Genomic DNA, 25,168 nt, shown 5'->3' with positions numbered 1-25,168 from the left:
CGCGCCCCCGCCTCCGGGCGGGCACCCACTCTTCCCTCACACCGACGTCAGGAGCTCCATGCCCACGGCACACATCGTCATCGACCGCGACTTCACGATCGGCCCGGTGCCGCGTCGCCTGTTCGGCTCGTTCGTCGAGCACATGGGTCGCTGCGTCTACACCGGCATCTACGAGCCCGGCCACGAGCAGGCCGACGAGCGCGGCTTCCGCCGGGACGTCCTCGCACTCGTCAAGGAGCTCGGGCCCACCGTCGTCCGCTACCCGGGTGGCAACTTCGTCTCCGGGTACAACTGGGAGGACGGTGTCGGCCCCGCGGCCGAGCGTCCCCGGCGCCTCGACGGTGCCTGGCACACGGTGGAGAGCAACGCCTTCGGACTGCACGAGTTCGTCGATTGGTCGAAAGAGGCCGGCGTCGAGATCATGGAGGCCATCAACCTCGGCACCCGCGGCGTCGACGCGGCTCGCGAGCTCGTCGAGTACGCCAACCACCCCGGCGGCACCGCCCTGTCGGACCGCCGCATCGCCAACGGCGCCGCGGCTCCGTTCGACATCAAGCTCTGGTGCCTCGGCAACGAGCTCGACGGCCCGTGGCAGATCGGCCACAAGACGGCCGACGAGTACGGTCGGCTCGCTCAGGAGGCCGGCAAAGCGATGCGCTTCGTCGATCCGTCCATCGAGCTCGTGGCGGTCGGATCGTCCAACTCGGGGATGGCGACCTTCGGCTCGTGGGAGCACACCGTCCTCTCCCACGCCTACGACGAGGTCGACTACATGTCGATGCACGCCTACTACCAGGAGCACGACGGCGATGCGGCGTCGTTCCTCGCCTCCTCCGTCGACATGGACTACTTCATCGAGTCGGTCGTCGCGACCTGCGACGCCGTGCGGGCCAAGCGCAAGGCGAAGAAGTACATCGACCTCTCGTTCGACGAGTGGAACGTCTGGTACCAGTCGGGGCTCGACACCGACGACCAGCCGAGCGCCGTCTCGCAGTCGTGGCGCGAGCATCCCCGCCTCATCGAGGACACCTACAGCGTGACCGACGCCGTCGTCGTCGGCACCCTGCTCAATTCGCTGCTGCGTCACGGCGATCGCGTCTCGATCGCCAACCAGGCGCAGCTCGTCAATGTGATCGCGCCGATCCGCTCGGAGGAGAACGGGCCGGCCTGGAAGCAGACGATCTTCTGGCCGTTCGCCCGGATGGCGGCGCTCGCGCAGGGGCAGATCCTGCGCACGGCAGTGACCTGCGACAAGGTCGACGCGGGCACCTTCGGCGACGCCGACCAGGTCGACGTCTCGGCGACCTACGACGCCGATCGCGGCGTCATCGCGTTCTTCCTCGCCAACCGCGGACTCGACGACGCATCGGCCGTCTCGATCTCGCTGCGCGGCTTCACGGGCGGCCGGGTGCTGCGCGCTGAACTGCTGGAGGTGCCGTCGGGTGGCACGCGCCACACGGCGAACACGCTCGAGGCGCAGGACGCCGTCGGGCTCGTGCCGCTCGCGGGAGTGGTGGTCGACGGTTCGGTCGTGACACTGGCGCTGCCCGCGCTCTCGTGGGCGGTCGTGGAGGTGTCGGTGAGCGCGGCGTAGGGGAGGGGCCGGTGCTCTGGACGCGCGCGGACCCGCCCCGCGCCGCAGCTCGCCCCCCGCGCGCCGGTAGCCTGGGCGCATGGCAGAACGCAGCTCCTGGTCGCTCGGTCGCGCACTCCGCGGCCTGTTCGAGAAGCGCACGATCGACGAGCAGACCTGGGACGACCTCGAGACCGCCCTGATCACCGCCGACTTCGGGCCGGACATCACCGAGGAGATGGTCGAGGACCTCCGCGCGAAGGTCGACCGCTACAACACCACGGACCCGCGCGACCTCCAGCGGATGCTCCGCGAATCGCTCGAGGAGCGGCTCTCCAAGTACGACACGACCCTCAAGCTCAGCGAGCGCCCGGCGGTCATCCTCGTCGTCGGCGTCAACGGCGTCGGCAAGACCACGACCATCGGCAAGTTCGCGAAGTTCCTCCGCAACTTCGATCGGAGCGTCGTGGTCGGCGCCGCCGACACCTTCCGCGCCGCCGCGGTCGACCAGCTCGCCACCTGGGCGCAGCGCGCCGACGCGCAGATCGTCCGCCCGCAGCAGGAGCGCCAGGACCCTGCCTCCGTCGCCTACCAGACCGTCGAGTACGCGAAGACCCATGGCATCGAGATGGTCATCATCGACACCGCCGGGCGCCTGCACACCAAGGGCGGCCTGATGGACGAGCTCGGCAAGATCAAGCGCGTCGTCGAGAAGCAGGCGCCGATCTCCGAGATCCTGCTCGTCCTCGACGCGACCACCGGTCAGAACGGCCTGATGCAGGCCCAGGCCTTCATCGAGCACGCCGGCGTCACCGGCCTCGTCATCACCAAGCTCGACGGCTCGGCCAAGGGCGGCTTCGTCCTCGCCGTCCAGGAGAAGACCGGCATCCCCATCAAGCTCGTCGGCCAGGGCGAGGGCATCAACGACCTCACCGGCTTCACCCCCCACGTCTTCGCCGCCCAGCTCGTCGCCTGACCCGGGGAGCCCCCCCCTCCGCGAGATGCCACTTGTGCACGCGACACGCCGCGAAAAGCGAGCACAACTGGCATCTCGCGGGGTGAGTCAGAGGCGTCGGGTCCGGAGTGCCTCGGCCAAGGGCAGGAGCTCCTCGTCGAGGATCTCGACGATCAGCTCGGGCTGGATGCGGAAGTACTCGTGGATGATCACGTTGCGGAGCCCCGCGATGGCCGCCCAGGGAACGCCGTCGAACTCGGCCAGAGCAGAATCGGGGAGTGCGCGCACGGCCTCTCCGATCACGGCGAGATTGCGCAGGACCGCGTCCAGAGCCATCCCGGCCATCGCGGTGTCGGCGCCGCTGAGGTAGGGCCGGTACTCGATGCAGCGGTCGATCGCCGCGTGGATGTCGCAGAAGCGGTCCTCGGGCGACCTGGTCACAGGGGGACCATGTCGCGGTGCGCGGTCTCCGAGACAGGTCGGCGGAGCAGCGACTCCGTCACCACGTCCACCCGCACCCCGAGGATGCGGCTGATCTCCTCGCCGATCCCCGCGACCCGCAGCAGGGTGTTGCCCCTGCCCTTCTCGAGGTCGACGAACAGATCGATGTCGCTGTCCGGACGGGCATCGCCGCGAGCGACGGAGCCGAAGAGCCGCGGGTCGCGCGCTCCGTACCGGGCGAGGACCTCGTCCACTGCGGCGCGATGCGTCTCCAGCGCTCGGCGCAGGAGGACTGCTCGCGCCGTGGCCGTGGACATGCGTCCAGGATACGAGGCGGGGTCACCCACCGCTGCCCCTCCTTGCGAGATGCCACTTGTGCACGCGACACGCCGTGAAAAGCGTGCACAAGTGGCATCTCGCGAAGGAGGTCAGACCGCCTGGGAGAAGCCGAGCGCGGCGTCGGCCAGGTGGCGCAGGTGCTCGGGGACCGGCAGGCCCTTCGACTCCATCGAGCGGGCCCAGAGGCGGCCGGCGCGGTAGGAGGAGCGGACGAGCGGGCCGGACAGCACGCCGAGGAAGCCGATGTCCTCCGCCTCCTCCTTGATCGCGACGAACTCCTCCGGGTGCACCCAGCGGTCCACCGGCAGGTGCCGCGGAGTCGGGCGGAGGTACTGCGTGATCGTCACGATGTCGGTGCCCGCGTCGTGCAGGTCCTGCAGTGCCTGCGAGATCTCCTCGCGCTCCTCGCCCATGCCGAGGATGAGGTTCGACTTCGTGATCAGCCCCGCGTCGCGCCCCTGGGTCAGCACGTCGAGCGAGCGCTCGTAGCGGAAGGCCGGCCTGATCCGCTTGAAGATGCGCGGCACCGTCTCGACGTTGTGCGCGAAGACCTCGGGCCGGGCGTCGAACACCCGCCGCAGGTGCTCCGCTCGCCCGGTGAAGTCGGGCACCAGGATCTCCACGCCCGTCCCCGGCGCCTGAGCGTGGATCTGCCGGATGGTCTCGGCGTAGAGCCAGGAGCCCTCGTCCGGCAGGTCGTCGCGGGCCACCCCGGTGACGGTCGCGTAGCGCAGCTTCATCCGCGCCACCGACTCGCCGACCCGGCGCGGCTCGTCGGCGTCGTAATCGGCCGGCTTGCCGGTGTCGATCTGGCAGAAGTCGCAGCGCCGCGTGCACTGCGAGCCGCCGATCAGGAAGGTCGCCTCGCGGTCCTCCCAGCACTCGAAGATGTTCGGGCAGCCCGCCTCCTGGCAGACCGTGTGCAGCTCCTCGTCCTTCACCAGGGACTGCAGCTGCCGGTACTCCGGTCCCATCACGGCCTTCGTCTTGATCCACTCGGGCTTGCGCTCGATCGGCGTCTCGGCGTTGCGCACCTCGAGGCGCAGCAGCTTCCGGCCGCCGGTCTCGGCGCTCACGCGGCGACCCCCGCGACGACGTCGACGACCGCGAAGGCGGGTGCCGCCTCCCGGAACCGCGCCTCGACCCGGTCCCGCACCGACTCCATCGACGGCGCCTCGCCGCGCTCGCGCTCGACGGTGGTGACCCCGGCGTCGGCGATGCCGCACGCGATGACGCGGGAGTAGGGCTCCAGGCTGTTCGACACGTTCAGCGCGAAGCCGTGCATGGTCACGCCGTGCGCCACACGGATGCCGATCGCCGCGATCTTGTCGGCGCCGTCGCCGCGGCGGATCCAGACGCCCGAGCGTCCCTCGATCCGCACCCCGGCGACGCCGAGATCGTCGAGCACGTCGATCAGGACGCCCTCGAGCGAGCGGACGTAGGCGACCACGTCGACGGGCTCCCGCAGCCGCACGATCGGGTAGCCGACGAGCTGACCCGGGCCGTGCCAGGTGAGCCGGCCGCCCCGGTCGACGTCGACGACGGGGGAGCCGTCGACCGGCCGCTCGTGCGGCTCGGTGCGCTTGCCGGCGGTGTAGACGGACGCGTGCTCGCAGAGCACCAGCACGCCGGGCCGCGCTCCGGCGACCACCTCGCCGTGCAGCCGGCGCTGCAGCTCCCAGCCGTCGCGGTAGTCCAGGGGATCCGCGGCGTCGCCCGCGAGCAGTGTCTCGATCACGCGGCCACCCTATTCGACTTCCTGCACTCGGTACAGTTAATCGCGGCACGGCGTCGTCGCCCGACCCCCGGGAAGGCTCCGATAGAATTCCCGGCATCATGGCTACTTTCGGCACCCTCTCCGATCGACTCGTCGAGACCTTCAAGAACCTGCGCACGAAGGGCAAGCTCTCGGCCTCGGACGTCGACGGCACCGTCCGCGAGATCCGGCGCGCGCTGCTCGACGCCGACGTCGCGCTCGACGTCGTCAAGGCGTTCACCGGCAAGGTCCGCGAGCGCGCCCTCGGCGACGAGGTGAACAAGGCGCTGAATCCCGCGCAGCAGGTCGTGCAGATCGTCAACGAGGAGCTCGTCGCGATCCTCGGCGGCCAGTCGCGCCGCCTCGAGTTCGCCAAGCGCCCGCCGACGGTCATCATGCTCGCCGGCCTCCAGGGCGCGGGAAAGACGACCCTCGCCGGCAAGCTCGGCAAGTACCTCGGCAAGGACGGCCACACCCCGCTGCTCGTCGCGGCCGACCTCCAGCGCCCCAACGCCGTGCAGCAGCTGCAGGTCGTCGGCGAGCAGGCCGGCGTCGCGGTGTACGCCCCGGAGCCCGGCAACGGCGTCGGCAACCCGGTGAAGGTCGCGCAGAACGCGATCCGCTTCGCCACCGACAAGCAGTACGACACCGTCATCATCGACACCGCCGGTCGCCTCGGCGTCGACGCCGACATGATGAAGCAGGCCTCCGACATCCGCCGCGTGACGAACCCGGACGAGGTCCTCTTCGTCATCGACGCGATGATCGGCCAGGACGCGGTCGCCACCGCGAAGGCCTTCCAGGAGGGCGTCGACTTCACCGGCGTCGTCCTCTCCAAGCTCGACGGCGACGCCCGCGGCGGCGCGGCCCTGTCGGTCGCCTCGCTCACCGGCCGCCCGATCCTCTTCGCCTCCACCGGTGAGGGCCTCGACGACTTCGAGCAGTTCCACCCGGACCGCATGGCGAGCCGCATCCTCGACCTCGGTGACGTCCTCACGCTCATCGAGCAGGCGCAGAGCGCGTTCGACGAGGACGAGGCGCGCAAGATCGCCGAGAAGATCATGGGGGACACGTTCACCCTCGACGACTTCCTCGGCCAGATGCAGCAGCTGCGCAACATGGGCTCGATCAAGAAGATGATCGGCATGCTCCCCGGTGCCAAGGGCATGCGCGAGCAGCTCGACCAGTTCGACGAGCGCGAGATCGTCCGCACCGAGGCGATCATCCAGTCGATGACCAAGGCCGAGCGGGTGAACCCGAAGCTGCTCAACGGCTCGCGGCGCCTGCGCATCGCGCGCGGATCCGGCATGACCGTGACCGACGTCAACCAGCTCGTCCTCCGCTTCGACCAGGCCGCGAAGATGATGAAGACCGTCGCCAAGGGCGGCGTGCCGAACGTCCCCGGCATGGGCCCTGTGCCCGGCGCCGGCTACCAGGGCCGCCCGAAGCCGCAGAAGAAGAAGAGCAGCAAGTCGGGCAACCCGGCCAAGCGCGCGGCCGAGAACGCCGCGATCTCCTCCGGCCCGCAATCCACGAACGCGGGCGGTTCGGGCTTCGGCCTCGGCGGCGGCGCGGGTGCGGGCGCGCAGCCCACTCCGGAGGAGCTGGAGCAGCTGCAGAAGCTCCTCGGCCGATGAGGAGCGTGCGCGCCGGTCTCGCGGTCGCCGCGGCGGCCGCACTGGCCCTCGGGCTGGCCGGCTGCTCCGAGGGCTCGGGAGTCGACGCCGCGTCGGCCCCGTCGCCGGACGAGCTCGTCGGCCGCTGGGTCACCGGAGTCTCCTACGAGTCCCCGGAGGTCCCGTTCCTGCTCCTCGCCGAGGACGGCACCTGGACCGGCTCGGACGGCTGCAACGGCGTGCAGGGCGAGTGGTCGATCGACGGCGAGGGCGCGCTGACCGTCGACGCCGGCCCCAGCACGATGATCGCCTGCGACGGCGTCGCCCTCCCGATGATCTTCGCCGACGCGATGACGGCCTCGATCGACGGCGGCCGCCTCCGCCTCTTCGACGCCGACGGCGCCACCACCGTCAAGCTCGCCCGCTCCACCAGCGACGACGCCCCCACCGCGTCCCCCGACCCGGCTGGCGAGTAGCCGCCCCTTCTGCATGCTGACGGCCTCGCCCCGTGCTGGCCGGGCATTCCGGCTTCCATGCTGGTCGAGCAGCCCCGCAGGGGCGTATCGAGACCTGCCGTCGCCGTGCGGTGGCCTCGCTGCGCTCTCGTCCCGATCACGTGGATCTCGATACGCCCGCTGCGCGGCCTACTCGATCAGCATGCTCCCGCGACTCCCGGACCGCCCGTCGCGAGGTCTAGCGTGAAGGCATGACAACCGCTTCTCCGCGCCCCGTCCGCATCGGCGTCCAGATCGCTCCGCAGCACGTCTCCTACGAGGTCATCCGCGACACGCTCGCCGAGCTCGAGGACATCGGCGTCGACATCGCCTTCAACTGGGACCACTTCTACCCGCTCTCCGGCGAGCCCGACGGCCTGCACTTCGAGGGCTGGAGCATGCTCGCCGCCTGGGCCGAGCAGACCAGCCGCATCGAGTTCGGCCCGCTCGTCACCTGCAACAGCTACCGCAACCCCGATCTGCTCGCCGACATGGCCCGCACCGTCGACCACATCAGCGCGAAGGGCGCCGAGGGCCGCCTGATCTTCGGCATCGGCTCCGGCTGGTTCGAGCGCGACTACCAGGAGTACGGCTACGACTTCGGGACCGCCGGCTCGCGCCTGGACGAGCTGTCTGAGGCGATGCCGCGCATCCGCGCCCGCTGGGACAAGCTGAACCCGCAGCCCACCCGGGACATCCCCGTGATGATCGGCGGCGGCGGCGAGAAGAAGACCCTCCGCATCGTCGCGGAGCACGCCGACATCTGGCACAGCTTCTCCGACGTCCCCACCCTCGAGCGCAAGCTCGGCGTCCTCGCCGACTGGTGCGGCCGCGTCGACCGCGACATCGACGCCATCGAGATCTCGACGGGCGCGAGCGTCCGCGGGGGAGTCGGCGACGCCTCGTTCGGCGTGCTCGACCAGCAGTTCGATCTCGGCGCCCGCCTGTTCACGCTCGGCATCACCGGCCCGGACATCGACCTCCAGCCGGTGCGCGACCTGCTGTCCTGGCGCGACGGCAAGAACAGCACCACCCGCTGAGCGGATCCCCGGGGTCAGTCGGGCGCGTCCGTCGCCCGCTGATCGCCGGGGATCGCCTGCGCGAGCCCGGCCTTCTCCGCCGCCAGCACGAAGGCGTCCGCGAGCGCGGCCTGGCCCTGGGCTGTCGGATGCACGCCGTCCTCGGCGAGCAGCCCGTCGGGCCGCAGCGGATCCGGGTACTCCAGCGCGAAACCGCCCGCCGCGTCCACCGCGTCCACGAGCGCCGCGTCGTACGCGTCCAGGTCCTCGGGACGCGGATCCGGACCCCACACGGAGTCGAGCGCGATCAGCTGCGCCGAGGGGGAGGCCTGGGCGATCGCCTGCACGGCCGGGCCCATCGCGTCCGCGACCTCCTCGGGCGTCCAGCCGAGGTCGTTGCTGCTGGCGATCAGCACGATCGCATCGGGCCGTGTGTCGGCGATCTCCTCGGCCCGGTCGCCGATCGCCACTCCGCAGTCGCCCGGCTCGATGAAGCCGCCGCCGTCGCAGCCCAGGTTGTCCACGGTCCAGCCGAGGTCGTCGCCGACGAGCGCGGGCCAGGCCTGTCCGGGATCGAGTCCCAGGCCGCGGACGATGCTGTCGCCCACGATCGTCACCCGCGCGCCGGCGGGAAGCGTGCCGCCGAGGGCGAGGGGTGCGGAGTCGGACAGCGGATCCGGGGTCGGCGTCGGGAGGGCCGCTGCGGTCGCCGTGGCCGACGTCGGGGCGCCGTCTCCTCCGGCCGGGGACCCGCTGGCACTCGAGCACCCGGCCAGGGCGAGCGCTCCCGCACCGAGCAGCATCACGCTCGCGACGAGCCGGCGCGTCATGCCCGCGGGTCCTTGAGCCCGTCGCGCAGCTCGCCCGCGAGCGCGCGGACCACGGCCTTCAGATCGCCGTCGTTCTCCGACGCGGTGCGCAGCTGGCGCTGGTAGCTCGCCCCGGCGACGAGGATCAGCTCGACGTCGGCGAGCTCCGCGGCGCAGTCGAGGCGCTCCGCCACCGGTGCGAGGGTCGTCAGCAGATCGCGGATGTCGTCGGTGACGAGCCGCTCGTTCCCGGCCGCGTCGAGGATGATCTCGGCGTCGAGTCCGTAGCGGGCGGCGCGCCACTTGTTCTCCCGGACGTACCAGGGCTGCATCGTGGCGAGCGTGCCGCCCTCGTCGAGCTGGGTCGACAGGTGCTCGACCAGGCACTGGATGAGCGCGGCGACCGCTCCGATCTCCTCCGGCGAGGACAGCCCGTCGCAGGCGCGCATCTCGATCGTGCCCCACTGCGGGGAGGGGCGGATGTCCCAGCGGACCTCGGTGTGATCGTCGATGACGCCGGTGCGCATCATGTCGTCGACGTACTCCTCGTAGTTCGCCCAGGCGCCGAACTGCGGCGGCAGACCCGCGGTGGGCAGCTGCTGGAACATCAGCGCGCGGTTCGAGGCGTAGCCGGTGTCGACGCCGCCCCAGAACGGGCTCGACGCCGAGAGGGCCTGCAGATGCGGGTAGTAGTCGAGCAGCGAGTTGAGGATGGTGAGGACCTTGTCGCGGTCCTCGATCCCCACGTGCACGTGGATGCCCCAGATCATCATGTTGCGGCCCCACCACTGCGTGCGGTCGATGAGCCGGTGGTAGCGCTCCTTGTCGGTGATGGTCTGGTCGTACCACTGCGCGAAGGGGTGCGAGCCGGAGCAGACGAGGTCCAGGCCCATCGGGTCGGTGATCTCGCGCACCTGGCGCAGCTGGTCCTGCAGATCGGCGACGGCGTCGCGGACGGTGCGGTGCACTCCGGAGACCAGCTCGACCGTGTTCTTCAGCAGCTCGCCGGTGATCCGCGGGTGCGGCGACCCGTCCTCGCCGCGGAGCGCCTCGAGCACGACGTCGGCGACGTTGGCGAGATCGCCCGTCTGCCGGTCGACGATGGCGACCTCCCACTCGATCCCGAGGGTGGAGCGGTCGGATTCGGCGAAGGTGATCTCCATGACGGCGTCCTCGTCAGTCGGGCGTCCACCGGGGCGGGACGCGCCCCCACATCCTCGCATCAGAGACCGGAGCGGACGCCGAGTGACGGGTGTCCGTGTCGGCGCCGCAGGGCGCGGGTTTTTCTGGCAGAATGATCCGTCGGGTCCGAGGCGGTCGACCCTCTACTCACCGCCGAAGAAACCCCCTCGAGCTTCCGGCCGGGTGTGCCCCCACGCTCACGGCTCAGTTCATCCATCATCGACCTCACGGTCAACGACCACACAGGAGAATTGTGGCTGTCAAGATTCGTCTGAAGCGCCTCGGCAAGATCCGAGCGCCCTACTACCGCATCGTCGTCGCCGACTCGCGCACCAAGCGCGACGGCCGCGTGATCGAGGAGATCGGTCAGTACCACCCGACCGAGCAGCCCTCGTTCATCAAGGTCGACTCGGAGCGCGCGCAGTACTGGCTCGGAGTCGGCGCGCAGCCGACCGAGCAGGTCGCCGCGATCCTCAAGCTGACCGGCGACTGGGGCCGCTTCAAGGGCGACGCCGACGCCGTCAGCACCGTCCAGGTGAAGGAGCCCAAGGCTCCGTTCGTCGTCGACGCGAAGAAGAAGCCGGTTCTCAAGCCGAAGTCCGAGGCTCCCGCCAAGGCCACCGCGCCCGAGGCGCCCGCCGCCGACGAAGCCTCCACCGAGGCGTAGTCCGTGCTCGCTCCCGCCGTCGAACACCTCGTCAAGGGGATCGTCGAGAACCCCGATGAGGTCAAGGTCGTGGCTACGAGCTCCCCGCGCGGAGAGGTCCTCGAGGTGCGCGTGCACCCCGAGGACCTCGGCCGCGTGATCGGACGTTCCGGTCGCACCGCCAAGGCCGTCCGCACTCTCGTCGCTGCCCTCGCCGACGGGCGACGCGTGCGCGTCGACGTCGTCGACACCGACAAGTAGGGTGGCGGCCCCCGCAGCGGGCACGACGCAGCTCCGCGTCGCCCGACTCACCAAGGCCCACGGGCTCAAGGGCGCGATCAAGCTCGAGCTCTACACCGACGAGCCCGACAAGCGCTTCACCCCCGGCGCCTCCTTCACGCTCCAGGTGCCCCGCACCTCCGAGTGGCACGGCAAGAAGCTCGAGCTCGTCGAGCTGCGCTGGTACAACAGCCACCCCGTCGCGTTCTTCAAGGGCATCGCCGACCGCGACGCCGCCGAGACCCTCCTCAAGGCGATCCTCTGGATCGACGAGGCGGTGCAGACCGAGCCCGGCGACGACGACTCCTGGTACGACTACCAGCTGGTCGGCATGTCCGTCGTCCGCGACGGCCGCGAGGTGGGCACGGTCCGCCGCGTCGACCACTTCCCCGCGCAGGACCTCCTCATCGTCGGCACGCCGTCGGGCGAGGTGATGGTCCCGTTCGTGAACGCGATCGTGCCGTCCGTCGACCCCGTCGCCGGCGTCGTCACCGTCACGCCGCCGATCGGCCTCTTCGAGGAGGCTCCCGAGGAGGAGCCCGCCGAGGTGGACCTCAGCGGCGTCGACCTCTCCGACCCCGAGCTGGCCGCGGCCGCCCCGGTCGAGGAGGAGGACGACGCCGTCGACGCTGATCCGGCTGACGCGTCCGCTCCGGCCGCGGACGACGACTCCGCCGACGCCGCGACCCCGGACTCCCAGGAGGAGCCGCGGTCGTGAGGATCGACATCGTCACGATCTTCCCGGAGTTCTTCGGCGTCCTCGACATCAGCCTGCTCGGGCGCGCGCGCCAGAGCGGGCTGATCGAGCTCGGCGTGCACGATCTCCGCTCGTTCACCCACGACCGGCACCGCACCGTCGACGACACGCCCTACGGCGGCGGCGCCGGCATGGTGATGCGGCCGGAGCCGTGGGGCGAGGCGTTCGACACGATCCTCGATGCGGCCGCGGACCCGCTGGTGATCTTCCCCTCGCCCGCCGGCGAGGTCTTCACCCAGGCCACCGCGCGCGAGCTCGCGCAGGAGTCGTCCCTCGTCTTCGGCTGCGGCCGCTACGAGGGCATCGACCAGCGCGTCGTCGACCACACGGCCGAGCGCGCCCGCGTGCGGATGATCAGCCTCGGCGACTACGTCCTCAACGGGGGAGAGGTCGCCGTGATGGCGATGATCGAGGCCGTCGGCCGCCTCGTCCCCGGTGTCGTCGGCAACCCGGCGAGCCTGGTCGAGGAGAGCCACTCCGACGGCCTGCTCGAGTACCCCAGCTACACCAAGCCCGCCTCCTGGCGCGGCCTCGACGTCCCGCCGGTGCTGCTCAGCGGCAACCACGGAGCGATCGCCGCCTGGCGCCACGAGCAGAGCGTCGAGCGCACCCGCCGCGTCCGCCCGGAGCTCCTGCCCTGACCGCCCCTCGCGAGATGCCACTTGTGACCGCCTTTCTCGGCGTGTCGCGCTCATAAGTGGCATCTCGCGAAGGGGGTCAGGGCTCCCGGGCCAGGGTGAGGTGGCGTTCGCGGAGGGCGAGGAAGAGCGGGAAGGCGAAGGCCAGCGCGACCAGCGGCGCGAGTACCACGAGGATCCAGACCCGCTTCATGCCGATGCGGCGCCCCTCGGCGATCATGAAGGCGACGGCGGCGATCGCCACCACGAGCAGATCCGTCGTGATCGACGAGACCGCCGGTCCGCCGCCCGCGAGGTCGCCGAGGAAGTCGACGCTCTCCAGCACCGCCCGGACGTTGTAGGTCCAGGTGCCGACGAGGCCGGCGACGGCGAGCACCACGTAGATCACGGCGGGCGGCGTCCAGCCTCGGCGCAGCCGGTTCATCGCGCCACCTCCGCGGAGGCGCGGCGGACGGCGACGACCGCCGCGAGGACCAGGACGACCGTCACCGCGCCGCCGACGGCGAGGGTGAGCGCATCCGGAGCCACGATCGACTGCCCGCGCAGCGCCTGCCAGCAGGTCAGCGCGACGAGGGCGGACCAGGCGAGCGCCGCGAGCGCGACGAGCCGGAATCGGAGGGTCGCGTCGCCGAGCAGCCGCACCCGCGTCGCCAGCCGCGCGAGCGCGAAGGCCAGCAGCGGCAGCCCCTGCAGCGCGTGCATCCCGAGGAAGTGCGGGATCCGCAGATCGCCGCCCGTGGTGCTCCAGCCGAGCAGCGGCAGACCCGCACCGCCGTCGTCCACGCCGACCGCGTGCGCGCCGACGACCCCCTGGTAGTCGGAGAGCTGCGACGCGGTCGGCCCGGTCATCAGGAACGCGAGCGCCATCCCGACCAGTCCGATCACGAGCCCGGCGCGGACCGCGAGGGTGAGGGCGGGATCGCCCAGCGGCACCCGCGCCAGGAGCGCGGCGAGCACCAGGGTGACCAGCCAGACGACGACGATCGAGACCGCCATCGCCGCCCACAGCGCCGAGTGCAGCGGCGTCGTGACGTTGAAGTGGCTCGTGACGCCGACCGCGGCGGCCCCGCCGATGACGACCATCTCGATCGCGAGCCCGGCGACCGCGATGCTGCCGAGGAGCCGCGCGAGGCGACGGCGGCGCTCGGGGACGAGACCGATCAGCCAGGCGAGGGTCAGCGCGTACACCGCGATGGAGAGGCAGAACTTCAGCGGCTTCCCCCAGAGCGGCTGGCCGCCGAGCTCGCGCGGGTCGACGAGCAGCAGGACGAGGCAGGCCAGGACGCCGACGGCCATCGCCGCGGCGAGGACGAGGAGCGGGCGGTGCGGCAGGCCGGGGGTCGCGGCGGCCCGCTCCGGGCGCTGGATCGTGGCGGTCATCGCGCCACCTCGGCGATCTCTCGCGCCGCGGCGTGCTCTGAGGCGGACACCGAGTCCTGCCGCTCCCCGAATCTCCGCTGCGTCTCCCGGGCCTGGGCCACGCGGCGCATCGACTGCAGCACGACGTCGCCGAGGGCCGTGCCGACCGCCGCGATCGACGTCTGCTCGCTCACGCTGCTGCGCGCCTCGAGCTCGTCCAGGTCCGCGCTCGCGACGATCGTCGCCGCCCGGGCGTAGGCGTCGAGCCAGGACGGCGTCATCCCGCCCCCGGAGAGCTCCAGGGCGTCCAGCGCGCGCGCCGCCGTCCGCACCGCGGGGTGTTCGCAGTAATCGTCGCCGACCACCGACCGCACCCGCTCGAGTGCGTCGTCCGAGGCGACGGACTCGGAGTCGACGTCCGCGGAGACGACGTCCTGCGCCACCTCGAACGCGACCGCCGGGGGAGCGCCCTCGTCCAGCACGGCCGTGATCCGCTTCGCTCCCGCGATGCCGACTCCGCCGCTCTCGATCAGCGCGCGGAGCAGGCGGAGCCGGGCGAGGTGCTCGTCGCCGTAGTCGGAGCGCTGCGGCCCGGACGCCCTGCCCGGTGGCAGCAGACCCTCGCGGATGTAGTACTTGATCGTGGGCAGGCTGACACCGCTGAGGCGGCTGAGCTCCGAGATTCGCATGCGGATAGTATCGCTATCGGATACTGCTGCTGTCCAGTGATCAGTCCAAGAACGTCCCGGGTCGCGGTCAGGCGCGGAGGGAGGTCAGTCCCGCGCGGAGAGGACGATGTTGCCGGTCTCCGTGATGGCGATGGTGTGCTCCATGTGCGCGCCGCGCGAGCCGTCGCGGCTGCGGAGGGTCCAGCCGTCCTTGTCGGTGTAGATCTCGTCGGTGCTCTGCAGGAACCACGGCTCGATCGCGACGACGAGGCCCGGGCGCAGCGGGTAGCCGCGGCCGGCGCGGCCGTCGTTCGCGATGTGCGGGTCGCCGTGCATGGTGCGGCCGACGCCGTGACCGCCGAAGTCGGTGTTGATGCTGAGACCCTCGGCGCGGGCGACCGCGGCGATGGCGGCGGAGATGTCGCCGATCTTCTTGCCGGGCTGCGCGGCGGCGATGCCGGCCTCGAGCGCGCGGGTGGTGGTGTCGACCAGCTTCAGGTCCTCGGGGCGCGGCGTGCCGACGGCGACGGTGATCGCGGAGTCGGCGACCCAGCCGTCGACGGAGGCGGCGAAGTCGAGGGTCAGCAGGTCGCCGTCGCGCAGGCGGTAGTCGAAGGGGAGTCCGTGCAGCACGGCGTCGTTGACCGACGTGCAGATCACCTTGCCGAACGGGCTGGCGCCGAACGAGGGGTGGTAGTCGATGTAGCAGGACTCCGCGCCGGCCGAGCGGATCATGTCGTGGGCGAGGCGGTCGAGCTCGAGCAGGTTGACGCCCACGGCGGCCGCGGCGGAGGTCGCCTTCAGCACCTCGGCGACGAAGCGGCCGGCCGGGCGCATCTCCTCGATCTCGGCGGGTGTGCGCAGCTCGATCATGCTGATCCTCTCGGTGGTCGCTGAGGCGTTCTTCAGCGGTCGTGGGTACCGTCGGTGCATGCGCACGAGACGGGCTTTCGGTTCCTGGCTGTACCCGGCGGCGGTCGTCCTGCCGCTCTGGATCCTCCTGGGGTACGGACTCTTCGGAGGATCGAGCGGCTGGACCGTGCTCGGCCTGGTCATCGCCCTCCCTATTCTGGCGGTCGGCCTGGCCGTCGTCGCGAGCATCGTGGCGTTTCGGGTCACCGTCCGCCCCTCGCGGACACCCGCCTGGGGCGACGTGGCGGCGCTCGGCGCCTGGCACGCCTCGCTGATCGCCTTCGGCTTCTTCCCTCCGGGCGCGTGGGCGCTCGGCCTGCTGTCGGTCCTGCTGGGCGTCCTCGCCTTCACGCACTCCGTCTGGCGCTTCTTCACGGATGCGCGCGCGACGCTCCTCGCCTTCGCCGCGGCCGCCGAGGTGCAGGCCCAGGGCGGCCCGCAGCCCCAGCCCGTGACGGATGAGCGCTTCGACCCGGACCGCCCCCAGGACGGCCAGACGATCGTCCTCTGAGGGGACCGTGCCGGAACGCGGCTTCCACTCCTCGCACGTTGTCGTAGTGGACGTCCGAGTACGACAACTTCTGCGTTCTTCCGCTGGACCTGCGCGACCCCGCGTCGCCGCTCTCCAGAAGTTGTCGTGGCGGGCGCCCCGGTACGACAACTTCTGCGGAGTTGCGCTCGCGCACCCGTCGTCTAGACCTCGACCGGCCGGTCGCTTTGACGCACGCTCCGGCGCCATGGCAGAATGAGCGCTTGTGCCTCGCGCAGGCTCTGCCACAGGGGAGCCGCGACGACGTGGGCACGACCGACTTCCATCAACGAAACGGTGTTCGACCTGTGGCGGGCACGGAGAGCGATACAGCATGCACATCCTCGACTCACTCGATGCGGCGTCACTCCGCACCGACATCCCCGAGTTCCGCGCCGGCGACACCGTCAAGGTGCACGTCAACATCGTCGAGGGCACCCGCTCGCGCATCCAGATCTTCCAGGGCGTCGTCATCGGCCGCTCGAACGAAGGCGTCCGCGAGACCTTCACGGTCCGCAAGGTCAGCTTCCAGGTCGGCGTCGAGCGCACCTTCCCGGTCCACTCCCCGGTGATCGACCACATCGAGGTCGTCACCCGCGGTGACGTGCGTCGCGCGAAGCTCTACTACCTCCGCAACCTCCGCGGCAAGAAGGCGAAGATCAAGGAGAAGCGCGACTCCTGAGCGGCGTCCGCACAGCGATTCCCGGACCCCGGCCCATCTATGATGGACCGGGGTCCGACCCTTTTCCGGGGCGGTACGACCCGGTGATCCACAGATCGGCGCTGCACCGCGCGGGTCGACCACAGTAGGGGCCACGGCACGCGATGACAGACAGCACGGCCCCCGTGACCCTCCCGCACGAGGGCGGCCGTCACTCCGCCGATCCCGACGGTGACGACCGTCCCCGCCGTCGTCGCCGCGGCGTGCTCCTCTTTCTTCGCGACGTGCTGATCATCGTCGTCGTCGCCGTGCTGGTCTCGTTCCTCGTCAAGACGTTCCTCATCCGCTCGTTCTACATCCCGTCCTCCTCGATGGAGCAGACGCTGGTCGAGAACGACCGCATCCTCGTGAACGAGCTGGTCCCCGGCGTCGTCCCGATCTCCCGCGGCGACGTGGTCGTCTTCCGCGATCCGGGCGGCTGGCTCTCGCCGACCACCGAGCCCGAGGTCCCCGCGTTCCAGGCCGCCATCGACTCGGCCCTCGCGCTCGTCGGCCTCACCGCGCCCGACAGCAACGATCACCTGATCAAGAGGGTCATCGGCCTGCCGGGCGACCACGTCACCTGCTGCACCCCGCTCGGTCAGGTCGAGATCAACGGCAACCCGATCTCGGAGCCGTACGTGAAGCTCCCCGACGGCGTACAGGCCGTCTCGGCCACCCCGTTCGACGTGGTCGTGCCCGAGGGCTCGCTCTGGGTGATGGGCGACAACCGCTACAACTCCGCCGACTCCCGCTACAACACCGACAAGCCGGGCAACGGCTTCGTGCCGATCGACAACGTCGTCGGCCGCGCGATCCTGGTCACCTGGCCCGTGCAGCAGTGGGCCTGGCTGGACGACTATCCGTCGGTGTTCCGTGGCGTCGACACCGAGGCGTCCGACGAGCAGTCGGAGGACGACCGGGCCAGCGCGGGCGGTCGCTAGGTGGCCGTCGCCGATCCGGACCTCCGCGAGGAGCGCCGGCTGTTCCGTCAGGGCTACGAGAGCGTCATCGGCTGCGACGAGGTCGGCCGCGGCGCGATCGCCGGACCGGTCTCGGTCGGCGTCGTCGCGATCGGCTCGCGCTGCGGCCGCTTCCCGGAGGGCCTGCGCGACTCGAAGATGCTCGCCCCCGCGCGTCGTGAGGCGCTGCTGCCCGGCGTCGTGAAGTGGGTGTCCGGCTGGGCGATCGGCGAGTCCTCCGCCGACGAGATCGACGACTCCGGGATCATCGCCGGCCTCGGCCGCGCCGCCGCGCGCGGCATCGAGCGCCTCGTCGACCAGGGCGTCGAGCTGTCGCGTGCCGTCGTCCTGCTGGACGGCAAGCACGACTGGTTGACCCCCGCGCTCGGCCCGTGGGCGGCGGAGCTGACGATCGTCACCCGCGTGAAGGCCGACCGCGACTGCGCCTCCGTCTCGGCCGCGTCCGTGCTGGCGAAGGTCGGCCGCGACGGCCAGATGGTGCGCCATCACGACGACTTCGCCGACTACGCCTGGGACAGCAACAAGGGCTACGGCAGCGCGGCGCACTGGGCGGGCCTCGACCGTGTCGGGCCGTCGCCGCTGCACCGGGTGACCTGGCTGTCGCGCTCGCGCGAGGCGGAGGCGGACGCCGTCTCTGCCTAGGGCGGTCCCGACGCGGGGTCGTGTCGCGTAGAATTGGCGAACGATGGATGACGACGAGTTCGAGGACTACGACCGCGAGGTCGAGCTGGCACTGTACCGGGAGTACCGCGACGTCGTCTCGCAGTTCTCGTACGTCGTCGAGACCGAGCGGCGCTTCTACCTCGCGAACGAGGTCGAGCTGGTCCGCCGCGACACCGAGCACGACTTCTACTTCGAGCTGACGATGCGCGACGTCTGGGTCTGGGACGTCTACCGCTCCGACCGCTTCGTGAAGTCCGTCCGCGTCCTGACCTTCAAGGACGTCAACGTCGAGGAGCTCTCCCGCAAGGAGTTCGAGCTCCCGAAGGAGCTCGCCCTCGACGAGTAGGGCCTCCGGCTCGTTCTCTCCGGGCTGAGGAGCGCTTCCAGCGCACACTTCCCGCTGCCGAGGAGCACTTGCAGCGCACCGTTCTCCGGCTGGGGAGCGCTTGCCGCGCACCCTTCCCTCCGCCGATCGAGTAGCGGTGGCGATCATCGAAACTTCGCAGACGGACGTCGCTGACGGCTCTTCCTTCGCGACGCCGCCGGCACCACCCATGCTGGTCGAGTAGCCGCCGAAGGCGGCGTGACGAGACCCACCCTCACAAGGGGCCGGCACCGGCTGTTCTTCCGCTTCCGGAGTGCATCACGCACCGCCCGGCCTTCATGCTGGTCGAGTAGCCGCCGCAGGCGGCGTATCGAGACCCACTGTCGACGGACGATCCCGCGCCGATCGACGCCGCCGGGCCCGCCCTCCACATCTCCTGATTTCCCGCTCCCTCCCCAGTTCTACCGCCGCGCGCCCCGTGCCAGCTCTCCCTTCGCGACCCTTCCTGCGGGAGGTTCTGCATGGACAAGGACGAGTTGGGTCGGCGCGGCGAGGAGATCGCTGCGGCGCACCTGAGGGAGCGCGGTTTCGAGATCCTCGATCGCAACTGGCGTGTGCGGGAGGGGGAGTTGGACATCGTGGCGCGGGAGGGTGTGGCGCTGGTGGTGGTGGAGGTGAAGACGCGGTCCTCGACGCGGTTCGGGTTGCCGATCGAGGCGATCACGCGGGTGAAGGCGCAGCGGCTGCGCCGGTTGGCGTATGCGTGGGCGCGGGAGCACGACGAGCGCTCGCGGCACCTGCGGATCGATGCGGTCGGGATCGTCGCGCCGGAGGGCGTGCCGTCGCAGGTGCGGCATGTGCGGGCGGTGGCGTGATGGGGCTGGGGCGGACGTCCGCGGTCGGTCTGGTCGGCTTCACCGGCGCGGTGGTGGGGGTGGAGGCGCATTCGGCGGACGGCACTCCGGGGATGGTGATCATCGGTCTGCCGGATGCGGCGCTGTCGCAGGCGAAGGAGCGGGTGCGTTCCGCGGCGATCAACTCTGGGAGCGGGATCGCGGAGTACAAGATGACGGTGAACCTGTCGCCGGCGGCGATGCCCAAGCACGGGTCCGCGTTCGATCTCGCGATCGGGCTCGCGGCGCTGGCGGCGCTGGGGGAGGTGAACCGGGAGTCTGTCGCCGCGGTGGTGCACATCGGCGAGCTCGGGCTCGACGGGCGACTGCAATCGGTGCCGGGTGTGCTGCCCGCGGTGCTCGCCGCAGCCCGAGCCGGACGACACCGGGTTATGGTGCCCGAGGACGACCGTCTCGAAGCCGAGCTGGTGGACGGTGTGGACGTCATCCCTGTCTCGTCCCTCGCGGCAGCCGCCGTCTGGCACGGGGCGGAGTGGGACGTGCCGGTCTTTCCAGAGCGCTCTGCTGCGCCTCCTGCCGTTCGTGAACCGGAGTCCCGGCTCGACTTCGCGGACGTGATCGGCAACGAGGAAGCGGCGTCCGCGATGATCGCCGCGGCGGCCGGTGGCCACCACGTGTTCCTGCTCGGTCCGCCCGGAGCCGGGAAGACGATGCTCGCGTCACGCCTGCCCGGGATCCTGCCGGATCTCGACGACGAGGCCGCGCTCGAGGCGACCTGCATGCGCTCGCTCGTCGGCGAGCACACCGGCGGAACACTGGTGCGCCGTCCGCCGTTCGAGAGCCCTCACCACTCCGCCTCCGCCGCCGCGATCGTCGGTGGGGGCAGTGGGAGGATCCGACCGGGAGCCGTCGCACGCGCGACCCGCGGCGTCCTCTTCCTGGACGAGGCTCCGGAGTTCTCCGCTGTCGCCCTCGACGCGCTGCGGCAGCCGCTCGAGTCGGGCGTGATCCGCATCCACCGTGCGAACGTCATGGCGGAGTTCCCGGCTCGCGTGCAGCTCGTGCTCGCGGCGAACCCGTGCCCCTGCGGGCGCCACGGCATCCGGGGGGAGATCTGCTCCTGCTCACCGCCGGTGCGGCGCCGCTACCTGGCGCGGCTCAGCGGTCCGCTGCTCGACCGCGTCGACATCCGGCTGACGGTCCGGCGCATCGGCGCGGCACAGCTCGCCGTCCGCCGGGACGAGCCGGGCCTCTCGACGGCGCAGGCTCGTGCCCGAGTGGTCGCCGCTCGTGCTCGCGCTCGGGCGCGTCTGGCAGGCACCCCCTGGTCGGTGAACGCCGAGGTCGACGGCGCGTGGCTCCGCGCGAGCCCGCAGCGCCCGACCGCCCGGGAGTCGGGCACCCTCGACCTGGCCCTGGAGCGCGGGCTGGTGACGATGCGCGGCTACGACCGCGTGCTCCGCCTCGCCTGGACGCTCGCCGACCTCGACGAGGTCGACCGCCCGGCTGCGAGCCACCTCGCCCGCGCACTGATCCTGCGGGGAGCGGGCTCGTGACGGCCGTCGCCGAGCTCTTCGACCGGACCGAGACGCGGCTCGCGCGGCGGCTGCTTCCCGAGGACAGCGAGTCCGATCCGGTGGAGGCGCTCGCACGCGCGGCCTGGTCCTCGCTCGCCGAGCCGGGCGATGCGGTCGCGGCGACGCTGATCGAGCGATTCGGTGCCGGCGGCGCGCTCGCTCACGTCGTGGGGTCGGCGTCGGCGGGGGAGATCCTCGCGGAGTCGGCGGCGGCGGACGTGCGCCGGGTCGAGTCCGGATCCGCGAACGACCCCGCCGCGGTGATCGGCCGCTCCGAGAACGCGTTCGACTCGACAGTCGACGGGGAGAGCGACGGCGACGATTACCGCAGCGGGACGAGAGTCCTCGCCGCCGGTCTGGCGCGCTGGCGTCCCCGGGTGGACCGAGCCCTGCTCCGTCGCCGTTTGGAGATCGCGCACCGCCTCGACGCGCGCCTGCTGCTGCCGGACTGCGACGGCTGGCCGCCGCCGCTTGCCGATCTGGGGGAGCACGCGCCGTTCGTGCTCTGGAGTCGCGGCGATCCGCTCGCGCTCGCCACACCGCACCGGCTGGCCGTCGTCGGCGCCCGTGCAGCGACCGGCTACGGCGAGCACGTCGCCGCGGACCTCACCGCCGGCACCGCCGAGCGCGGCGTCCTCATCGTCTCCGGAGCCGCCTTCGGGATCGACGCGGTCGCGCACAAGGCGGCCCTCGGGGCGGGCGGCCGCACGGTCGCCTTCCTCGCCGGCGGCTCCGACCGGCTCTACCCGACGGCACACAGCGACCTCCTGCACCGCGTCATCGCGACGCCCGGCTGCTCGGTCGTGACGGAGGTGCCGCCGGGCACGACGCCGACGCGCTGGCGCTTCCTGCAGCGCAACCGGCTCATCGCCGCGTCGACCGCTGCCACGGTCGTCGTGGAGGCGGGCGCCCGCTCCGGGTCGCTGAACACCGCCGGCCACGCTGCGGCGCTCGGGCGCCCGCTCGGTGCCGTGCCCGGACCTGTGACGAGTGCGTCGTCGGCCGGCTGTCACCGATTGCTCCGCGAGTATGCGGCGACGTGCGTGACGTCGGCTCCGGAGGTCGTCGAGCTGCTCGGCATCTCCGCGGTGCTCGCTGTTGCACCGGAGGTCTCACGGACGGCGTCGCGCGTCCTGGACGTCCTCCGCGCGGACGGTGCGCACGAGACCGAGGCGCTCGCGCAGCGCTCCGGCCTGTCCGTCCCCGAGACACTCGATGTGCTCGGGACCTGCCTCGCGACCGGACTCGTCCAGCGCGACGCGGAGGGGAGGTGGAGGGCAGCCGCATGAGAAGCGGGTGAGGGGAGGTGGCGGTCCGCCGCAGGAGGACCGGGTGACGTTCCGCTCCGTCCCTCGCCGGCCGGCGTGGCATCCGATCCTCGACGACGCCCGAAGGCGAGCGACTCGCGGGAGGAGGTTCTCCGGCCTCTCGAGGCACGGGGGAGAGGCCCCGCCTCGATCCACGGAGAAGCAGCCCGTCCGGAGCATCCCGCACGCACGGCCTGCCGCCGAGCCGCCGGGGCGCTGTCGGCGGTGCGCCCTACGCTGTCGAACAAGCAGCGAGGGGAGCCGCATGGGTGACGAGACGACGACGGGGACGCAGCCGGAGCATCCGCAGCTCGGGCACTTCCGGGCCGCCGACCGGGTGATCGCGCACCTCAGCGACACGCACTTCCTCGCGGAGGGGGCTCCGCTCTACGGGCGGGTCGACACGGTGTCCCGGCTCGAGCAGGCGGTCGCGCGGCTCGTCGAGCGCGGCGGTCGCCTCGACGCGATCCTCGTCACCGGCGACGTCGCAGACCGGGGCGAGGCGGACGCCTACCGGCGGGTGAGGGACGTGCTCGATCCCGTAGGAGAGCGCTTCGACTGCCCGATCGTCTGGGTGATGGGCAACCACGACGAGCGCGGTGCGTTCCGTCGTGTCCTCCTCGACCAGGAGGAGAGTGACGCGTCGGGCGAGGCTCCGATCGACCAGGTCGTCGACCTCGGCGGGTTGCGGCTCATCGCGCTCGACAGCGCGGTGCCCGGCTACCACCACGGTGCGCTGACCGGCGAGCAGCTCGAGTCCCTCGCCGCCGAGCTCGCGACGCCCGCCCCGCTCGGCACGATCCTCGCGCTGCACCACCCGCCGCTCCCGACGCCGCTCGGGGCGATGACCGTGCTCGAGCTCCGCGGGATGGACCGGCTGGAGGAGGTGGTGCGCGGGACCGACGTGCGCGCGATCCTCGGCGGGCATCTGCACTATTCGACGGCCGCCACCTTCGCCGGCGTCCCGGTCTTCGTCGCCGGAGCGACCAGCTACACGATGGACCTCGGCGCTCCGGAGCGCGAGCTCGCCGGCATCGACGGCGCGCAGAGCTTCTCGCTCGTGCACGTGCACCCGGAGACCGTCGCCACCTCGCTCGTCCCGAGTGCGACGGCGCCGATCGCCACCCGCTTCGGCACCGACCTGATCGAGAAGCTCGAGAGCCTCGACGAGCAGGGCCGCATCGACCTGTGGTCGCGGATGCCGGGGACCGATGGCTGACACTCGTCCCTTCGACGTACGACCGCACGACGGACCGCCGCGCGGCGAGCCGCTCGCGGCGGCCGTCGAGGACTTCCTCCGCTACGTCCTCGACGAGCGCTCGCTCTCACCGGCTACGGCTCGGGGCTACCGCGCCGACCTCTCGACGCTGATCGACTTCGCCGCGAGCCGGAAGCAGCCGATGCTCGCCCAGCTCGACCTCGAGCTGCTGCGCGACTGGCTCTGGCACGAGTCGCAGACCGGTGTCGCCCGCGCGACGCTCGCCCGGCGGACCGCGGCCGTCCGCTCCTTCTCGTCCTGGGCGCAGCGCTCCGAGCGCCTGCCGATCGACGTCGCCGCGCGCTTGCGCACCCCGAAGGGCGGGCGCCCCCTGCCGCGCGTGCTCACGGAGCCGCAGACCGAGCACCTGATCGACGTGGTCGCTGCGCGCGGGGCGACCGAGGACCCGGTGGCCCTGCGCGACCTGGCGATCGTCGAGCTGCTCTACGCGTCCGGCATCCGCGTCTCCGAGCTCGTGGCGATCGACGTCGGCGACCTCGACCTGAGCCGGCTCACCGTGCTGGTCACCGGCAAGGGGAGCAAGCAGCGCGTCGTGCCGTTCGGCGTGCCCGCGAAGGAGGCGCTCATCGCCTACCTGGAGAAGGCCCGCCCGCAGCTGCTCCCGGACGTGACCGCGACCGGCGCGAGCACGTCGGCCCTGCTCCTCGGCCGACGCGGCGCCCGCCTCACCCCGCGCACCGTCTACGGCGTCGTCGCCCGGCTCCTCGACGGCGGCCAGGGCTCCGGCCCGTCCGGCCCGCACACCCTCCGGCACACCGCGGCGACGCACCTGCTCGACGGGGGAGCGGACCTCCGCGCCGTGCAGGAGCTGCTCGGCCACGCGAGTCTCGGCACCACGCAGATCTACACCCACGTCTCGACCGAGCGGATCCGCGAGGCCTACCGCCTCGCTCACCCGCGCGCCTGAGCGCGCCGCAGTCACCGCCGCCTGCCACGGATCGGCGACCGCCTGCGCGGCCACCCCGTCCATCGGCAGCAGCACCGCCCGCGGGATCCCGCCGAAGAACCGCATCGGGTTCACGTACTCCCCGTCCTCGCGCACCCCGAGGTGCACGCACGAGCCGTCGCAGTGCCCACCCGCGCCCACGGTGCCGATCACGTCCCCCGCGCGCACCTCCTGGCTCTCCGCGACGGACGGCTCCACCGGCTCCACGCTCGACACCAGCCCGTCGGCATGCGCGATGCTGACCACGCTCCGATCGACCACCCGCCCCGCGAACGACACCCGGCCGTCCGCGACGGCCCGCACCGGAGTACCCGCCGTGGCAGCGAGATCGATCCCGCGGTCGCCCGCGGCGTAGCGGTGAGCCGGCGCCCGCCACGGCTCGACCACCGAGAAGCCGTCCACCGGCGGCGTCCAGAGCATCGCGGCGAGCAGAGCGAGCACCGGGAACACGCCCGGGCGGAAGTGGCGGAGGAGGAGACGAGCAGCCATCCGCACACCCTCGTCCTCCGCCGGGCGGCGCAGGCGACCCGCCGCACGACCGGGGGAGAAGACGACCACAGGG

At 71.7% G+C, this 25,168-nt stretch carries 29 protein-coding genes and 1 pseudogene; 19 read left to right on the top strand and 11 right to left on the bottom strand.

Annotated features, from left to right (window positions below; genetic code table 11):
* The first annotated feature begins 58 nt into the window (after positions 1–58).
* Together HRK28_RS01355 and ftsY are read left to right on the top strand one after the other, a co-directional pair.
* Positions 59–1,594 (top strand): alpha-N-arabinofuranosidase, encoded by a 1,536-nt coding sequence (locus HRK28_RS01355; RefSeq protein WP_173250194.1) that lies wholly within the window; start codon positions 59–61, stop codon positions 1,592–1,594.
* A gap of 79 nt (positions 1,595–1,673) precedes the next feature.
* Positions 1,674–2,549 (top strand): signal recognition particle-docking protein FtsY, encoded by an 876-nt coding sequence (ftsY, locus tag HRK28_RS01350; protein WP_173250193.1) that lies wholly within the window; start codon positions 1,674–1,676, stop codon positions 2,547–2,549.
* Positions 2,550–2,636: 87 nt separating this feature from the next.
* On the opposite strand, the gene HRK28_RS01345 is transcribed toward ftsY, so the two are convergent.
* The 4 genes from HRK28_RS01345 to lipB form a co-directional block, all read right to left on the bottom strand.
* Positions 2,637–2,969, bottom strand: a complete 333-nt coding sequence (locus HRK28_RS01345; protein WP_173250192.1) for a HepT-like ribonuclease domain-containing protein — start codon at positions 2,967–2,969, stop codon at positions 2,637–2,639.
* Entirely contained in the window at positions 2,966–3,286 is a 321-nt protein-coding gene (locus tag HRK28_RS01340) for a nucleotidyltransferase family protein (RefSeq protein WP_173250191.1), read from the bottom strand. The genes HRK28_RS01345 and HRK28_RS01340 overlap by 4 nt, the downstream gene beginning before the upstream one ends.
* A 111-nt stretch (positions 3,287–3,397) precedes the next feature.
* Complete coding sequence (gene lipA / locus HRK28_RS01335; RefSeq protein ID WP_173250190.1) at positions 3,398–4,384, bottom strand: lipoyl synthase; 987 nt, start codon at positions 4,382–4,384, stop codon at positions 3,398–3,400.
* The gene (gene lipB / locus HRK28_RS01330; protein ID WP_173250189.1) at positions 4,381–5,046 is read right to left on the bottom strand and encodes a lipoyl(octanoyl) transferase LipB; all 666 of its coding nucleotides are present in this window, start codon (positions 5,044–5,046) and stop codon (positions 4,381–4,383) included. The genes lipA and lipB overlap by 4 nt, the downstream gene beginning before the upstream one ends.
* Before the next feature lie 98 nt (positions 5,047–5,144).
* On the opposite strand from lipB, the gene ffh reads away from it, so the two are divergent.
* The 3 genes from ffh (at position 5,145) to HRK28_RS01315 (ending at position 8,214) form a co-directional block, all read left to right on the top strand.
* Positions 5,145–6,701, top strand: coding sequence for a signal recognition particle protein (gene ffh / locus HRK28_RS01325; protein WP_160088878.1), 1,557 nt, complete (start codon positions 5,145–5,147; stop codon positions 6,699–6,701).
* Complete coding sequence (locus HRK28_RS01320) at positions 6,698–7,156, top strand: META domain-containing protein (protein ID WP_160088880.1); 459 nt, start codon at positions 6,698–6,700, stop codon at positions 7,154–7,156. Before ffh ends, HRK28_RS01320 begins: the two co-directional genes overlap by 4 nt.
* Positions 7,157–7,386: 230 nt before the next feature.
* Positions 7,387–8,214, top strand: coding sequence for an LLM class F420-dependent oxidoreductase (locus tag HRK28_RS01315; RefSeq protein ID WP_160088882.1), 828 nt, complete (start codon positions 7,387–7,389; stop codon positions 8,212–8,214).
* A 14-nt stretch (positions 8,215–8,228) separates the two neighbouring features.
* On the opposite strand, the gene HRK28_RS01310 is transcribed toward HRK28_RS01315, so the two are convergent.
* Together HRK28_RS01310 and HRK28_RS01305 are read right to left on the bottom strand one after the other, a co-directional pair.
* A complete protein-coding gene (locus tag HRK28_RS01310) occupies positions 8,229–9,023 on the bottom strand; it encodes an SGNH/GDSL hydrolase family protein (protein ID WP_160088884.1) in 795 nt (264 codons plus the stop codon).
* Positions 9,020–10,165, bottom strand: coding sequence for a glutamate--cysteine ligase (locus tag HRK28_RS01305; protein ID WP_160088886.1), 1,146 nt, complete (start codon positions 10,163–10,165; stop codon positions 9,020–9,022). Before HRK28_RS01305 ends, HRK28_RS01310 begins: the two co-directional genes overlap by 4 nt.
* 272 nt (positions 10,166–10,437) lie before the next feature.
* Between HRK28_RS01305 and rpsP the strand changes: the two genes are divergently transcribed.
* The 4 genes from rpsP to trmD are packed head-to-tail and all read left to right on the top strand — an operon-like array spanning position 10,438 to position 12,507.
* Positions 10,438–10,851, top strand: a complete 414-nt coding sequence (gene rpsP / locus HRK28_RS01300) for a 30S ribosomal protein S16 (protein ID WP_123445713.1) — start codon at positions 10,438–10,440, stop codon at positions 10,849–10,851.
* A gap of 3 nt (positions 10,852–10,854) precedes the next feature.
* Complete coding sequence (locus tag HRK28_RS01295; RefSeq protein ID WP_123445714.1) at positions 10,855–11,091, top strand: RNA-binding protein; 237 nt, start codon at positions 10,855–10,857, stop codon at positions 11,089–11,091.
* A 1-nt stretch (position 11,092) separates the two neighbouring features.
* Positions 11,093–11,827, top strand: a complete 735-nt coding sequence (rimM, locus tag HRK28_RS01290; protein WP_173250188.1) for a ribosome maturation factor RimM — start codon at positions 11,093–11,095, stop codon at positions 11,825–11,827.
* Positions 11,824–12,507, top strand: a complete 684-nt coding sequence (gene trmD, locus HRK28_RS01285; RefSeq protein ID WP_160088890.1) for a tRNA (guanosine(37)-N1)-methyltransferase TrmD — start codon at positions 11,824–11,826, stop codon at positions 12,505–12,507. Before rimM ends, trmD begins: the two co-directional genes overlap by 4 nt.
* 76 nt (positions 12,508–12,583) lie before the next feature.
* On the opposite strand, the gene HRK28_RS01280 is transcribed toward trmD, so the two are convergent.
* The 4 genes from HRK28_RS01280 to map all read right to left on the bottom strand — a co-directional run bounded on the left by HRK28_RS01280 (position 12,584) and on the right by map (position 15,404).
* Positions 12,584–12,928: a DUF2834 domain-containing protein gene (locus tag HRK28_RS01280; RefSeq protein WP_173250187.1), complete on the bottom strand. Its 345-nt coding sequence runs from the start codon at positions 12,926–12,928 to the stop codon at positions 12,584–12,586.
* Entirely contained in the window at positions 12,925–13,884 is a 960-nt protein-coding gene (locus tag HRK28_RS01275) for a hypothetical protein (protein WP_173250186.1), read from the bottom strand. Before HRK28_RS01275 ends, HRK28_RS01280 begins: the two co-directional genes overlap by 4 nt.
* On the bottom strand, positions 13,881–14,552 hold the full coding sequence (locus HRK28_RS01270; protein WP_173250185.1) for a MerR family transcriptional regulator: 672 nt from the start codon (positions 14,550–14,552) through the stop codon (positions 13,881–13,883). The genes HRK28_RS01275 and HRK28_RS01270 overlap by 4 nt, the downstream gene beginning before the upstream one ends.
* A gap of 84 nt (positions 14,553–14,636) precedes the next feature.
* The gene (gene map, locus HRK28_RS01265) at positions 14,637–15,404 is read right to left on the bottom strand and encodes a type I methionyl aminopeptidase (protein ID WP_123445720.1); all 768 of its coding nucleotides are present in this window, start codon (positions 15,402–15,404) and stop codon (positions 14,637–14,639) included.
* A 58-nt stretch (positions 15,405–15,462) separates the two neighbouring features.
* Between map and HRK28_RS01260 the strand changes: the two genes are divergently transcribed.
* The 10 genes from HRK28_RS01260 to HRK28_RS01215 all read left to right on the top strand — a co-directional run bounded on the left by HRK28_RS01260 (position 15,463) and on the right by HRK28_RS01215 (position 24,567).
* Positions 15,463–15,954 (top strand): hypothetical protein, encoded by a 492-nt coding sequence (locus HRK28_RS01260; protein WP_160088894.1) that lies wholly within the window; start codon positions 15,463–15,465, stop codon positions 15,952–15,954.
* Positions 15,955–16,306: 352 nt separating this feature from the next.
* The gene (gene rplS, locus HRK28_RS01255; RefSeq protein ID WP_123445722.1) at positions 16,307–16,654 is read left to right on the top strand and encodes a 50S ribosomal protein L19; all 348 of its coding nucleotides are present in this window, start codon (positions 16,307–16,309) and stop codon (positions 16,652–16,654) included.
* Positions 16,655–16,797: 143 nt separating this feature from the next.
* On the top strand, positions 16,798–17,616 hold the full coding sequence (gene lepB, locus HRK28_RS01250; RefSeq protein WP_173250184.1) for a signal peptidase I: 819 nt from the start codon (positions 16,798–16,800) through the stop codon (positions 17,614–17,616).
* Positions 17,617–18,297, top strand: coding sequence for a ribonuclease HII (locus HRK28_RS01245; RefSeq protein ID WP_173250183.1), 681 nt, complete (start codon positions 17,617–17,619; stop codon positions 18,295–18,297).
* Positions 18,298–18,340: 43 nt separating this feature from the next.
* Complete coding sequence (locus HRK28_RS01240; RefSeq protein ID WP_160088897.1) at positions 18,341–18,664, top strand: DUF2469 family protein; 324 nt, start codon at positions 18,341–18,343, stop codon at positions 18,662–18,664.
* Positions 18,665–19,164: 500 nt separating this feature from the next.
* On the top strand, positions 19,165–19,518 hold the full coding sequence (locus tag HRK28_RS01235) for a YraN family protein (RefSeq protein WP_173250182.1): 354 nt from the start codon (positions 19,165–19,167) through the stop codon (positions 19,516–19,518).
* Positions 19,518–21,053, top strand: a complete 1,536-nt coding sequence (locus tag HRK28_RS01230) for a YifB family Mg chelatase-like AAA ATPase (RefSeq protein ID WP_173250181.1) — start codon at positions 19,518–19,520, stop codon at positions 21,051–21,053. The genes HRK28_RS01235 and HRK28_RS01230 overlap by 1 nt, the downstream gene beginning before the upstream one ends.
* A complete protein-coding gene (gene dprA / locus HRK28_RS01225) occupies positions 21,050–22,363 on the top strand; it encodes a DNA-processing protein DprA (protein WP_367948313.1) in 1,314 nt (437 codons plus the stop codon). The genes HRK28_RS01230 and dprA overlap by 4 nt, the downstream gene beginning before the upstream one ends.
* Positions 22,364–22,646: 283 nt before the next feature.
* Positions 22,647–23,600, top strand: a complete 954-nt coding sequence (locus HRK28_RS01220; protein ID WP_173250180.1) for a phosphodiesterase — start codon at positions 22,647–22,649, stop codon at positions 23,598–23,600.
* Positions 23,593–24,567 (top strand): tyrosine recombinase XerC, encoded by a 975-nt coding sequence (locus HRK28_RS01215; RefSeq protein WP_173250179.1) that lies wholly within the window; start codon positions 23,593–23,595, stop codon positions 24,565–24,567. The genes HRK28_RS01220 and HRK28_RS01215 overlap by 8 nt, the downstream gene beginning before the upstream one ends.
* Positions 24,568–24,684: 117 nt before the next feature.
* Here the strand turns inward: HRK28_RS01215 and HRK28_RS20680 are convergent.
* Positions 24,685–25,026, bottom strand: a pseudogene (locus HRK28_RS20680) (murein hydrolase activator EnvC); the annotation flags it as partial.
* Positions 25,027–25,168: the final 142 nt, after the last annotated feature.

The organism is Rathayibacter sp. VKM Ac-2835 (assembly GCF_013266705.1).
Classification (GTDB): domain Bacteria; phylum Actinomycetota; class Actinomycetes; order Actinomycetales; family Microbacteriaceae; genus Rathayibacter.
This window is presented reverse-complemented; position numbering and strand designations above follow the sequence as displayed.

Bases quoted from the DNA above. Each gene is read 5' to 3' on its own strand.
- HRK28_RS01355 (WP_173250194.1), top strand. From the start codon at position 59: ATGCCCACGGCACACATCGTCATCGACCGCGACTTCACGATCGGCCCG.
- ftsY (WP_173250193.1), top strand. From the start codon at position 1,674: ATGGCAGAACGCAGCTCCTGGTCGCTCGGTCGCGCACTCCGCGGCCTG.
- HRK28_RS01340 (WP_173250191.1), bottom strand. From the start codon at position 3,286: ATGTCCACGGCCACGGCGCGAGCAGTCCTCCTGCGCCGAGCGCTGGAG.
- ffh (WP_160088878.1), top strand. From the start codon at position 5,145: ATGGCTACTTTCGGCACCCTCTCCGATCGACTCGTCGAGACCTTCAAG.
- HRK28_RS01320 (WP_160088880.1), top strand. From the start codon at position 6,698: ATGAGGAGCGTGCGCGCCGGTCTCGCGGTCGCCGCGGCGGCCGCACTG.
- HRK28_RS01315 (WP_160088882.1), top strand. From the start codon at position 7,387: ATGACAACCGCTTCTCCGCGCCCCGTCCGCATCGGCGTCCAGATCGCT.
- HRK28_RS01310 (WP_160088884.1), bottom strand. From the start codon at position 9,023: ATGACGCGCCGGCTCGTCGCGAGCGTGATGCTGCTCGGTGCGGGAGCG.
- HRK28_RS01305 (WP_160088886.1), bottom strand. From the start codon at position 10,165: ATGGAGATCACCTTCGCCGAATCCGACCGCTCCACCCTCGGGATCGAG.
- HRK28_RS01280 (WP_173250187.1), bottom strand. From the start codon at position 12,928: ATGAACCGGCTGCGCCGAGGCTGGACGCCGCCCGCCGTGATCTACGTG.
- HRK28_RS01275 (WP_173250186.1), bottom strand. From the start codon at position 13,884: ATGACCGCCACGATCCAGCGCCCGGAGCGGGCCGCCGCGACCCCCGGC.
- HRK28_RS01270 (WP_173250185.1), bottom strand. From the start codon at position 14,552: ATGCGAATCTCGGAGCTCAGCCGCCTCAGCGGTGTCAGCCTGCCCACG.
- map (WP_123445720.1), bottom strand. From the start codon at position 15,404: ATGATCGAGCTGCGCACACCCGCCGAGATCGAGGAGATGCGCCCGGCC.
- HRK28_RS01260 (WP_160088894.1), top strand. From the start codon at position 15,463: ATGCGCACGAGACGGGCTTTCGGTTCCTGGCTGTACCCGGCGGCGGTC.
- rplS (WP_123445722.1), top strand. From the start codon at position 16,307: ATGCACATCCTCGACTCACTCGATGCGGCGTCACTCCGCACCGACATC.
- lepB (WP_173250184.1), top strand. From the start codon at position 16,798: ATGACAGACAGCACGGCCCCCGTGACCCTCCCGCACGAGGGCGGCCGT.
- HRK28_RS01240 (WP_160088897.1), top strand. From the start codon at position 18,341: ATGGATGACGACGAGTTCGAGGACTACGACCGCGAGGTCGAGCTGGCA.
- HRK28_RS01235 (WP_173250182.1), top strand. From the start codon at position 19,165: ATGGACAAGGACGAGTTGGGTCGGCGCGGCGAGGAGATCGCTGCGGCG.
- HRK28_RS01230 (WP_173250181.1), top strand. From the start codon at position 19,518: ATGGGGCTGGGGCGGACGTCCGCGGTCGGTCTGGTCGGCTTCACCGGC.
- HRK28_RS01220 (WP_173250180.1), top strand. From the start codon at position 22,647: ATGGGTGACGAGACGACGACGGGGACGCAGCCGGAGCATCCGCAGCTC.
- HRK28_RS01215 (WP_173250179.1), top strand. From the start codon at position 23,593: ATGGCTGACACTCGTCCCTTCGACGTACGACCGCACGACGGACCGCCG.